Origin of the sequence: Curtobacterium sp. MCPF17_001 (assembly GCF_003234615.1) — a bacterium.
Classification (GTDB): domain Bacteria; phylum Actinomycetota; class Actinomycetes; order Actinomycetales; family Microbacteriaceae; genus Curtobacterium.
Genome location: NZ_QKSL01000029.1, coordinates 1 through 11,035, shown reverse-complemented (window position 1 = coordinate 11,035; position 11,035 = coordinate 1). Strand labels below are relative to the sequence as shown.

9 protein-coding genes are annotated in these 11,035 nt (G+C 72.2%); 6 read left to right on the top strand and 3 right to left on the bottom strand.

Going from position 1 to position 11,035, the window contains the following annotated elements:
- Positions 1 to 86 precede the first annotated feature (86 nt).
- Both DEJ24_RS16340 and DEJ24_RS16335 read right to left on the bottom strand, forming a co-directional pair.
- On the bottom strand, positions 87 to 1,478 hold the full coding sequence (locus DEJ24_RS16340; protein WP_258374713.1) for an MFS transporter: 1,392 nt from the start codon (positions 1,476 to 1,478) through the stop codon (positions 87 to 89).
- Positions 1,479 to 1,541: 63 nt separating this feature from the next.
- Positions 1,542 to 2,555: an AraC family transcriptional regulator gene (locus DEJ24_RS16335; protein ID WP_111079621.1), complete on the bottom strand. Its 1,014-nt coding sequence runs from the start codon at positions 2,553 to 2,555 to the stop codon at positions 1,542 to 1,544.
- 104 nt (positions 2,556 to 2,659) lie between these two features.
- Here DEJ24_RS16335 and DEJ24_RS16330 point away from each other — a divergent pair, with 104 nt between their 5' ends.
- From DEJ24_RS16330 to DEJ24_RS16310, 6 genes are all read left to right on the top strand, one after another.
- A complete protein-coding gene (locus DEJ24_RS16330) occupies positions 2,660 to 3,109 on the top strand; it encodes a MarR family winged helix-turn-helix transcriptional regulator (RefSeq protein WP_111079619.1) in 450 nt (149 codons plus the stop codon).
- A gap of 165 nt (positions 3,110 to 3,274) precedes the next feature.
- Entirely contained in the window at positions 3,275 to 3,424 is a 150-nt protein-coding gene (locus DEJ24_RS17075; protein WP_181421545.1) for a hypothetical protein, read from the top strand.
- A 99-nt stretch (positions 3,425 to 3,523) separates the two neighbouring features.
- On the top strand, positions 3,524 to 4,927 hold the full coding sequence (locus DEJ24_RS16325) for a sensor histidine kinase (RefSeq protein ID WP_111079617.1): 1,404 nt from the start codon (positions 3,524 to 3,526) through the stop codon (positions 4,925 to 4,927).
- The gene (locus tag DEJ24_RS16320) at positions 4,921 to 5,562 is read left to right on the top strand and encodes a response regulator transcription factor (protein ID WP_111079615.1); all 642 of its coding nucleotides are present in this window, start codon (positions 4,921 to 4,923) and stop codon (positions 5,560 to 5,562) included. The genes DEJ24_RS16325 and DEJ24_RS16320 overlap by 7 nt, the downstream gene beginning before the upstream one ends.
- Before the next feature lie 117 nt (positions 5,563 to 5,679).
- Positions 5,680 to 6,579 carry a hypothetical protein gene (locus DEJ24_RS17070; protein ID WP_181432996.1) on the top strand — a complete coding sequence of 300 codons (900 nt, stop codon included), beginning with the start codon at positions 5,680 to 5,682 and terminating at the stop codon, positions 6,577 to 6,579.
- A gap of 270 nt (positions 6,580 to 6,849) precedes the next feature.
- A complete protein-coding gene (locus DEJ24_RS16310; RefSeq protein ID WP_111079613.1) occupies positions 6,850 to 8,403 on the top strand; it encodes an AMP-binding protein in 1,554 nt (517 codons plus the stop codon).
- 104 nt (positions 8,404 to 8,507) lie between these two features.
- On the opposite strand, the gene opgC is transcribed toward DEJ24_RS16310, so the two are convergent.
- Entirely contained in the window at positions 8,508 to 10,976 is a 2,469-nt protein-coding gene (opgC, locus tag DEJ24_RS16305; RefSeq protein WP_146244611.1) for an OpgC domain-containing protein, read from the bottom strand.
- Positions 10,977 to 11,035 lie beyond the last annotated feature (59 nt).

Sequence of the window (11,035 nt, the reverse complement as noted above, 5' to 3'; positions counted from 1 at the left end):
CCGAGTGGCCCATAACCTGCCTTACGACGTGGGCGGCAGGGCGCGGCGAAGCCGTAGAGGGGGCGGGGCGGCAAGGCGCCCGCGCCTCAGGCGGCGGGCGCTGCGGGCTCGTCGCGGACGAAGGCCATGAGCACGAGTCCGGCGATGAGCACCACGACGACGCCGAGGATCCCGTACCGCGTCGAGCCGCCGATCGTCACCGCGACCCCGAACAGCGCCGGCGCGATGAACGACGCCGCCCGCCCGGTCGTGGCGTACAGGCCGAACAGCTCCCCCTCGCGGCCGGGCGTCGCCAGCTTCGCCAGGTACGCACGGGAGGACGACTGCACCGGCCCGACGAACATGCAGAGCCCGAGACCGAGCACCCAGAACGACGCCTGCGCGGACCCGGCGAAGAGCACCGCGGTGCCGAACACCGACAGGCCGACGAGCGACACCATGATGAGCGGCCGGGACCCGAAGCGGTCGTCGAGCCGTCCGGAGACCACGGTGGAGATGCCGGCGACGACGTTCGCCACGATCGCGAACATGATGACGCCGGACGGACTGAAGCCGAACACCTGCGCGGCGATGATGCCGCCGAAGGTGAACACCGCGCCGACGCCGTCGCGGAACACCGCGCTGGCGAGCAGGAAGGCCAGCACGTTCCGCCGGGTGTGCCAGAGCCGGGCGACGTCGCGGCCGAGGTCGGCGTAGGCGGACCAGATGGACGCGCGGCGGTCGGGGTCGGCGGGCGCCTCCGGGACGACGACGAACAGCGGGATCGAGCTGACGGCGAGCCAGACGGCGGCGATGCCGATCGCGACACGGACGTCCCACTGCCCGGTCGCGACGGTCGCAGGCAACTGCAGGAGGCCACCCTTGCCGGTGACGCCGAAGTCCTGGATGCAGAGCAGCAGCAGCACGATGAGCAGCACGATGCCGCCGAAGTACCCGGCGGCCCAGCCGATCGCGGAGACGCGGCCGGTCTTCGATCCGCTGGCGACCTGGCCGATCATCGCGTTGTAGCCGACGCAGGCGATCTCGTAGGCGACGGTGCCGATGCCGATGAGGGCCGCCCCGAGCACGAGGTACGGCTGCTCGGGCGCGACGAAGACCATGCCGACGATCGACAGGACGATGCCGATCGTGGCGATGAGCACCGAACGCTTCCGGTGGCCGGACGTGTCCGCGAGCCGACCGATCGCCGGTGCGACGAGGGCGACGACGATGCCGGCGATCGTCAGCGCCGTGGAGACCACCGCGGCGTTGTGGGCGAGTTCGCGCTCGACGGCGGCGGCCGCGGCGGACGACGAGTCCTCGGCGGCGACGAGTGCCGGGTCGACGAACGCCCGGCTGGCCAGGTACGTGCTGAACACGAACGTCGTGACGACCGCGTTGAAGGCGGCGGAGCCCCAGTCCCAGAGCGCCCACGACACCAGCGCTCGACGCCGGAGCGGGGTCGGCGGTGCCTCGGCGGTCATCGGCGTACCGGTCATGGCGGAACCGTAGCGCCTCCGGGTGTCCGGCAGGCACGCCTCCGGGTGTCCGACAGACGCGCCTCAGCGCCGCAGCGTCTGCTTCGGGTACTCGCCGAACCGCTCCGCGTACGACGCCGAGAACCGTCCGAGGTGCGCGAAGCCCCAGCGGGTGGCGACCTGCCCGACCGAGACCGTCCTGGGGTCGAGCCCGAGCAGCTCTTCGTGCACCCGGTCCAGCCGCACCTGCCGCAGGTAGCTCAGCGGCGACACCCCGAAGGTGCGCCGGAACGCCTCCTGCACGCTGCGGACGCTGAGCCCCGCGACCTGCGCCAACTCGGTGATCGTGATCGGGTCGTCGGCATGGGCGTGGATGTGCTCGACGGCGGCGCGGAGCTTCGCCTGCCGCGGGTGCAGCAGTTCCGCGGGCAGCTGGTCGAGCTGCGGCGGGACGACCCGCAGGAAGGCGTCGACGGTCTGCCGCTTCGCCTCGTGCCAGACCAGGGAACCGGTCCCGCCCTCCCGCAGTGCGCGGGCCAGGGCACCGAGGGAGTCCCGCCACTGCCGCACGATCAGGCTGTCCGCGGGCCGCAGGTGGTCGAAGCGCATCTCCCGCGTGCCCACGTCGAAGCGTTCGGCGGCGACCTCCCGGACGAACCCACGGTCGAGGTGGACGAGCTGCTGGTCGTAGTCGGTGGCCACGAAGACGACGTCGCGGTGCGCCGGGAAGAGCATCGGCACTCCGACACGCAGGGCGACCCGGTCACGGAGGACGTCCGGCGTGCCGGAGCCCGCGGTGAGCCAGCTCATCACCAGGTCGTCTCCGGGTGCCGACGCGCCGCGGAGGAAGCCGTTCATGGTGGACCGGCGCATCGACACCTCGGAGTCGCCGACCGCCGTGTACCGGTAGGAGTACTCCCCCTCGGTCCGTCGTGACAGCCACTGCTTGCCCGAGTAGATGCCGGCGAGGTCGCGGACGGCGGCGTCGGGGTCGGAGCCGGCCACCTCGAAACGCACCGGCACCGCGGTGTCGGCGGGTGCCTCCCGTCCGGCCACCTCCCGGGTCTCACGGGGTTCCGGAGCCAGCGGCTCGCTCACGTCGTCACCACACTGTGCTCGGGACCAGCGGTATCTGGATACCCTTGCGGCGAGCACGCCGGTCCCCACTCCGGTGCGCCGCGACGCACCGAGGAGGGCATCCGGTGAGTGACCTCGACGTCATGGGTGCTCTGACCCGTCTGGAGCAGGCCTCGACCGCGCTGCGGAACCGCCTGCGCGACCGCACCGGTGTCTCCGGCACGGACCTGTCCGTCCTGCAGTACGTCTGGCGTGCGAGGAGCGGCGACCGTTCGGTCCGGGTGAAGGACCTGACGTCGCACCTCGGCCTGACGGGCCCCGCGGTGACGGGCGTGATCGACCGGCTGGAACGTCAGGGGATCCTGCAGCGTGTCCCGAACCCGGAGGACGGTCGGAGCCGGTTCATCGAGCTGACGCCCGGCCAGGAGCAGGTGTTCGCAGCGGCGCTGGACAGCACCAACGAGCAGTTGCACGAACTCCTGTCCTCCTTCTCGGAACGAGAGCGCCGACGCCTCGTCCGCATCGTCGACCGCATCGTCTCGGCGCTCGACGAAGGGGTGCCGCCCACGTCGTAAGGCAGGTTATGGGCCACTCGGTCGGCGCCCGGGCGAATTGTCCATGCAACGCGGATGGGTAACTTCTCGACCTACTTGTCCGGGCGTGGCTCCGAATGCGGCCGTACCGTCGGACACGACCAGGACCCCCTCACACGGGGGTCACCGCCGACGGGAAGGGACACCATGGGCCTGTACGAGACCGAGCCGGGCGTCGATCCGGTGCGCATCACCACCATCCGCCGTCTGCGCCGTCGCTGGAAGCACGGCGAGCAGCCCACGGAGGACCAGGGGCTGTTCGACGACCTCTTCGTGGCGACGACGAAGCAGCGCTGACGCAGCGACGTCGACACCTCGACGGGAGGCCCGTGGCGGGATCGCCACGGGCCTTCCGTCACGTCCGGGTCCGGCTCGAGCGCGGGTTACGGTGACCCTGTGCCCGGACGACGAACCCTCGACTCCGAGTACGGCGACGACGCCGTGCTCGTCGTCCGACGCGACCTGCGCCGCCGCCCGGCCCGGTCGGTACCGTGGCGCAGGGTGCTGGTGGGCGTGGTCCTCGCGGCCCTGCTCGGTGGTGCGGCCGTGGCGACGGTCGGCACGCTCGTCTCGCAGCGCACGGCGGAGGGGTTCGCCGTCGCGGACGCGACCGACGACACCGCCGCCGTCGCCCGCGCGGTCGTGGAACCGGCGCTGCTCGACGCGGTGGCCGACCCGGGGGCGTCCGCAGCCGACCGCCGTGCCGCCGCCGACCGGCTGGACCGCGCCGTGCGGGCCGTGACCGCCGCGACCGGTGCGGTCCGCGTGAAGCTCTGGGCCGCGGACGGCACCGTCCTGTGGTCCGACGAACCCCGCCTGGTCGGGCAGCGGTTCGCACTGTCCGAGGACGACCTGGAGGCGCTCGAGTCCGACCGCTCCGACGCCGAGGTGTCCGACCTGACCGCGCCGGAGAACCGGTACGAGCGGGGGCAGGGGCCGCTCCTCGAGGCCTACCAGGCGGTACACGTGCCCTCCGGCGACGCGCTGCTGCTCGAGGTCTACTACCCGTACGACGCCGTCCTCGGCAGCGCGGCCTCGCTCCGTTCGGCGTTCGCCACGCTGGCGTTCGGCACCGTCGGCGTCGGCATCGCACTGCTGCTGCCCGTCGTGCTGTGGCTGCTGCTGCGACTGCGCTCCGGCCAACACGACCGGGAGCGGTTGCTCGTCCGGGCCCTCGACGCCGAGACCGCCGAGCGCCGGCGTCTCGCCGCCGACCTGCACGACGGTCCGGTGCAGGACATCGCCGGGCTCGCGCTCGGCCTCGGTGCCGCCGCCGGGAGCATGCCCGGACCCGGTGCCACGGTGCTCGAGGAGTCCGCGACGACGCTGCGGTCCGCGGTGTCGGCCCTGCGGTCGTCGATGTCCGCGATCCAACCGGCGGCCCCGGACCGCGACGGGCTCGGCGCAGCGCTCGACGACGCGACCGCCCGCGGTCGCGCGGCCGGCCTGGCGGTGCGACTCGACGTGCCCGCGACCGTCCCGGCCGGTCCCCCGGCGCTGCTCGCCGCCGTGCGCTTCGTCCGCGAGGCCGTCGCGAACGCCGTCCGGCACGCGCGTGCGACCACCGTCCGGGTGCGTGTCAACCGACGGGACGACGAGCTCGTCGTCCGCGTGTCCGACGACGGGGTCGGCTTCGACGCGGAGGCCGTGCTCCGGTCACGACGGAGCGGTCACCTCGGCACCACCCTGCTCCGCCAGATCGCCGAGGACGCCGGCGGCTCGCTGCTGCTCCGGACCGCCCCGGGCGCCGGCACCACCTGGGAACTCGCGGTCCCCGCCGGGACGGAGTCCGGATGGTGAGGGTGCTGATCGTCGACGACCACGCCCTGGTCCGGGGTGGTCTCCGTGCGGTCCTCGACACGACCGACGACTGCGAGGTGGTGGGTGAGGCCGCGACCGGGGAGGACGCCGTCGACCAGGCCCTCGCGCTCCGTCCCGACGTGGTGGTGATGGACCTGTCGATGCCCGGTGCCGGCGGCGTGGTCGCGACCGCGAGCCTGCGCGTGGGTCTGCCGTCCGCCCGGGTGCTCGTGCTGACGACCTTCGCCGACGACGCCCGGGTCCGGGCCGCGCTGGCTGCGGGGGCGACCGGGTACCTGCTCAAGGACGCCACCCCGGACGACGTCGTACGGGCGGTGCGGGCGACCGCTCGCGACGAGGTGCCGATCGACCCACGGGTCGCCCGGAGTCTGCTGCCCGCGGCGGAAGCGGTGTCCGGTCCGCAGACCGCACCCGCCACGTCCGGGCCCGTGCTGCCGCCACGCGAGCGGGAGGTCCTCGTCCGCCTGGCCCGCGGCCTGTCGAACCGGCAGATCGCGTCCGAGCTGGGGATTGCCGAACGGACGGTCAAGGTGCACGTCGGCAGCGTCTTCCGACGACTCCAGGTGGCGGACCGCACGACCGCGGCGCTCTGGGCGCGGGACCACGGGTACTAGTACCAAGGTCCGATGGTGCCGGCGTGGTGGAACGGCGACGATCGTTCCGAGGGGTCGAACCGCCCCGCACATCGAACCGGTCCGGAGTCTCGAACCGCCCCGCACAGGAGGCACACCATGCCCACCACCACCGATCACCGCACCGGCCGTACCGGCCGCACCCGCGGGACGGCCACGCTCCTCGCGGCGGCCCTCGCCGCCGCCACCGTCGCCGCGGTCGCCCTCGTCGGGGTCGCCCCGGCACAGGCGTCCGGCAAGACCTCGACCGGCGGCGACTACGCCGTCACGGTCAACGGCACCACCACGAACCCTGCCGTCGGCAAGGACTACAAGCTCCGGGACACCGCCGTCTCGGGCACCATCGCGGTCCGCGGCAAGCACAACGGCTTCGACATCCGGCTCGCCGACCTCGGGGTGTACGACTACACGCTGACCGGTGCGCCCGACTCGCAGCGGATGGTCACGAAGCCGACGGTGGTGTTCGCGTCGAAGGTGCCCTCGCTCACCACCGCGCAGCTCGCCGGTACCCGGCTGTCGTCACTCGAGGTCCGCGACGACACGCTCGTCGCGATCTTCAGCACCGGGGCCGGCAAGTTCAAGATCCAGGCGAAGGACGGTGCGCAGGGCGGGATCTTCCAGATGGAGACCGAGTTCGCCGGTCCCGTCACCTTCACCCACACCCTCGGCGCCGGGCTGTTCTACTTCGTCAACCCGTACACCGGCAAGGTCAACTTCGGTGACGGCACCGCCGCCGTGACCTCCGGCAGCGACGCGCACCAGATGCTGCTCGGCAAGGACAGCCCGCAGGTCGCCACGAAGACCTCGCAGACGGCGACGACCACCACCTGGACGGTGCAGCCCGGCGGCCGTCTCGGTGGGGTGCTCGGCGAGGACGCCGTCGAACTCAGCGCCGGCGCGACGAACTGCACGAGCGACTGCCAGGCGCAGAACCAGATCCGCGGCTCCCTGCCGGTGCCGCCGGACCCGGTGGACCCCACGCCCATCGCGTCGCGCTGAGCGTCACGCACCAGCGCTCGGGGGCACCAGCGCACCGGGGCACCGGCGCACACCAGGACGGACGGGAGGCCCGTGGCGGGATCGCCGCGGGCCTCCCGTCCGTCGTGGTGCGGCCCGGGCACGGCGCCCTGTCCGCCGAACGGGGGCTGCATGCGGACCGCTCGTGCTGGGTAGCGTCGGGAGGGCGGTCGGACCCGACGACCGCGCAGCGTCGTCTCACCAGCGGCGTGACCGAGGGCGACGACGCCCGCACCGACGAAGAGGGGCACGATGTCCACCAGCACCACCGGACCGGGAACACTGAACGTCGCCACGATCGTGGCCGAGGGTGCCCGACGGCACCACGGCAAGACCGCCGTCCTCACCGCGATGCCGGACGGCGTCCACGAACTGACCTACGGCGAGCTCTGGGAGCGGGTCCGCGCGACCGCCGGTGGCCTCCGTGCCCGCGGGGTCGAGCGCGGCGACCGGGTCGCGGTGATGCTGCCGAACGTGCCCGAGTTCCTGGTGGCGTACTTCGCCGTCCTCGCGATGGGCGCCGTCGTCGTCCCGATCCACCTGCTGTTCAAGCGCGAGGAGATCACCCACGTCCTCGGCCGCTCCGGCGCGCGCGTGCTCGTCGCCGCCGGCGCGGTGCTCGGCGAGGCCGGCCCCGCAGCCGCCGAGACCGGCGCGCTCGTCGTCGGCGTCGGAGCCGGCGACGACGTCCTCCCGCTGACCGCGCTGGCGTCGGAGGGCGAGCCGCTCGACTCCGTCGTCGCGACGAACCCGCTCGACCCCGCCACCATCCTGTTCACCAGCGGCACGACCGGGCAGCCCAAGGGTGCCGTCGGATCGCACTTCGCCCTCGTCGAGCAGGTCAACGTCTGCATCATCGACGTGTTCGACCTGCGCGAGGAGGACGTCGTCTTCGGCGGCCTCCCGCTGTTCCACACGTTCGGGCAGACGGTCGTGATGAACACCACCCTCCGCCGCGGAGCGACGATCGTGCTGCTCCCCCGCTTCGACGCGGCCACCGCGCTGCAGCTGTGCACCGACCAGAAGGTGACCGCGTTCCTCGGCGTCCCGACGATGTTCATCGCGCTCCTCGGGGCAGCGGAGCAGCACGACGCCCGACCGCCGTTCCGCTGGTGTGTCTCCGGCGGCGCCGCCCTGCCCGCCGCCGTGCTGGAACGCTTCGAGTCGACCTTCCGGGCGCCGATCCAGGAGGGCTACGGCATGACCGAGACCTCTCCGGTCATCTCGGTGAACCCACGCGGTGTCCCGAGCCGGCCCGGCAGCGTCGGTCCCGCGGTGTGGGGTGTCGACGTCGTCGTGGCGGACGCCGAGGTCGAGGGACGCATCGTGCCGGTGCCGGTCGGTGAACCGGGCGAGATCGTGGTCCGCGGGCACAACCTGTTCCTCGGCTACCTCGACGACCCGGGGGCCACCGAGGCCGCGATGGCCGACGGGTACCTGCGCACCGGCGACATCGGTGTCCTGAGCGACGACGGGTACGTCAGCATCGTCGACCGCAAGAAGGACCTCATCCTGCGGAACGGGTACAACGTCTACCCGTCCGAGATCGAGGCGGTGCTGCACCGGCACGAGGACGTCTCCTCGGCCGCGGTGTTCGGCGTCGACCACCCGGTGCACGGGCAGGAGGTGCACGCGGCCGTGGTCCTCCGCGACGGCGCGGCGGGGTCCGACGCGCTCGACGCGTTCGTGCGCGAGCACGTCGCCTCGTTCAAGTACCCGCGGGTCTACCACGTGGTCGACGTGCTGCCGATCGGTCCGAGCGGGAAGGTGCTGCGGCGGGAGCTCGCGCGGGAGTACGGGGGCTGACGGCGCGGCCCGGCGGACGACCGGGGCGGACGACGGACGGGAGGCTCGTCACCAGCTGGTGACGAGCCTCCCGTCCGTTCCGTTGCCGCCCCGCGGTCGGAGCGTCAGCGCGGGATGACGGAGAACAGGAACTTCCGCCGCACCATGTACCAGCTGAGCAGGATGAGCGCGGTGTGGACGGCGGTGCCGATCCAGACGTTGCCGTAGTCGAGGGGCAGCGACGCGATCACCAGCGCGAAGAACACCTGCCACACGAAGACGTAGAGGCTGGCCTGCCCGAGCGGGATCCACAGCCACCCGATGACCGCGCTCACCGGCTTCCAGAACACGGTGAGGATCGCGTACGAGACGATCGCGAAGAAGGCGATGTCGATCAGGCGACCCCACTGCAGGTCCACACGCTGGTACGCCGTGTTGTAGAGGTCCTGGTACATGGTCGCGGGGAACGGTGCCGGGGTGAACCCGAACCGGTCGCCCGCCCACACGTAGACCAGGAACGCCGCGTACCCGCAGACCAGCACGCCGATGAGCACCTTGCCGAGCCGTCCGGTCAACGCCCGGGTGATCTGGCGTCGGTAGTAGCCGAGCACCAGGCCGTGGGTGAACACCACCTGCCAGGTCAGCAGTGGGAACACCGCGTCGAACTGCGCGTTGAGCGGCTTGAACCCGGGGTCCACCGCCTGGAACACGTAGAGCGCCCAGCTGACGAGGAGCAGCGCCCACCAGTACCCGCGACGGATCACCCACATGAACACCGGGATGAACAGGCTGAGCACCACGAACAGACCCATGATGTTGAACGGCCACGGGCCCATCTCGAGCAGCAGGAACTGCCGGATGGCGTACCAGGGCGGCGGGTACGCCAACAGCTGCATCGCGTTCGGGTACAGGTCGTAGACGCGCCCTTCGGCCTGCACGCCGTCGAGGCCCGTGCCGCGGTCGGTGAACGTCGTGATCGCGTCGGTGTCGAGCAGCGGGACGAAGCTCAGCGCGAAGACGATGAGGATCACCACGAGCGTGACGACGTACTGCTTGCGGGCACGCTTCCAGGCGCCGACCGCGGACGCCCACTCGCCGAAGCGGGCGACACCGAGGGGGTAGACCATGCCGAGCACCATGCCGGAGAGGAACACGAACATCTCGGCGCCGGTGATCGCGCCGACCGCGTGCAGCGTCAGGTACGAGTACGGGCCGGAGACCTCGATGTGCGTGATCACCACCGCCAGGATGATGAACCCGCGGAACAGGTCCAGGCGCAGGTCACGCCCCGGTTTGCCGTCGTCGGGGTACCGCCAGCTCGGCACGAGCCGTCCGACCAGACCGCTGAGGGCGAACACGAGCGCGAGTCCTGCCGCCAACCAGACGATCCACGCCATCTGGTCGCCGCCGGTGTCGAGCTGCTGGTTCGTCGCGGCAGCACCCTGCTGCGGGGTCACCCGGTCGGTGACCGGGCCGAAGACGAACTGATCGGCGCCCTGCAGGTCCGTGCGGAACGAGCCGGCGATGCCCGGGGCCTTCGCGAAGCGCCAGTCGGCCACGCGGTTGCCGGCCTCCGGTTCGCGGCGGTCCGCCTCGATGAACGTGACCCCGCGGATCTCGGGGGTCTTCCGCACTTCGGCGATGACCTGCCGCCACCAGCCCTGCTTCACCTGCAGCTCGCCGGCACCGCTCAGTGAGTGGTCGTAGAGCGCGCCGGTGTCGAGCAGCATCGGCCGATCACGTTCGACGGCGAACCGGTCGACGAACGAGCCGGGCTGCTGCCGGTCGTAGCCCCAGCGCTCGGCGAAGCGCTGCGCGACCTCGTCGGACGCGGGCACGTCGTTGCTCGTCAGTGGGACGTCGCGACCCGCTGCTTCAGTGGCCTTGCCCTTGCCGAAGTAGAACATGGACAGGCCGACCCAGTCGACGGACGACGCCCCGGGCCAGTACGGCTCGTAGGGGTCGTCGGCCGCGGTGATCTGGCCGTCGCCGTTCGTGTCGAGCTTCTCGGTGTCCGTCGCCGACAGGTCCGCCAGGCGACCGGCCGACGAACCGAACGGGTAGCCGGCGCCGTACGAGGGCGACCAGACCATGCGGGCGTCCGAGTCCCCCGTGTGCACCTGCCGCGCCACGGTCCGGAAGGCCTGCACGAACTGCGTCGGCTGCTGCCCCCACCGCACCCACGTGCCGTTCATCTGCGGGGCGAAGCGCACCAGGAGCTGGGTGTCGTACTGCCGGTGAGCCTGCTCGAACAGCGTGTTCGCGCGTCGGGCGTCGGCCTTCGTCAGTGATCGGAGGGACTGGTCCGGCACCAGGCTGACGACGAGCACGGCGCCCTGCGCGGCGGCCGCCCGGGTGGAGCGGAGGAACTGCTCCTCGGCCCGCCGGTCGACCGGGTAGGCGATCTCGACGCCGTACATCGACGGGGTGGCGTCGAGTCGGCCCTCGTACCCGTCGGGGGCGTCCGAGCCCCAGTCGAGGTCGGGGCCGAACCAGGTCTTCCCGGTCGGCGGGGTCAGTGCGGACGTCGGGTCGGGCGTCGGGGCGGCCGCGGGCTGGCGCTGGCGATCGCGGCGCTCGACCGCCTCGACCACCACCACGAGGGTGGGCGGAACGTCTGGGTGCTGGTGTGCGCCCGCTGAGGCAGCTCGGG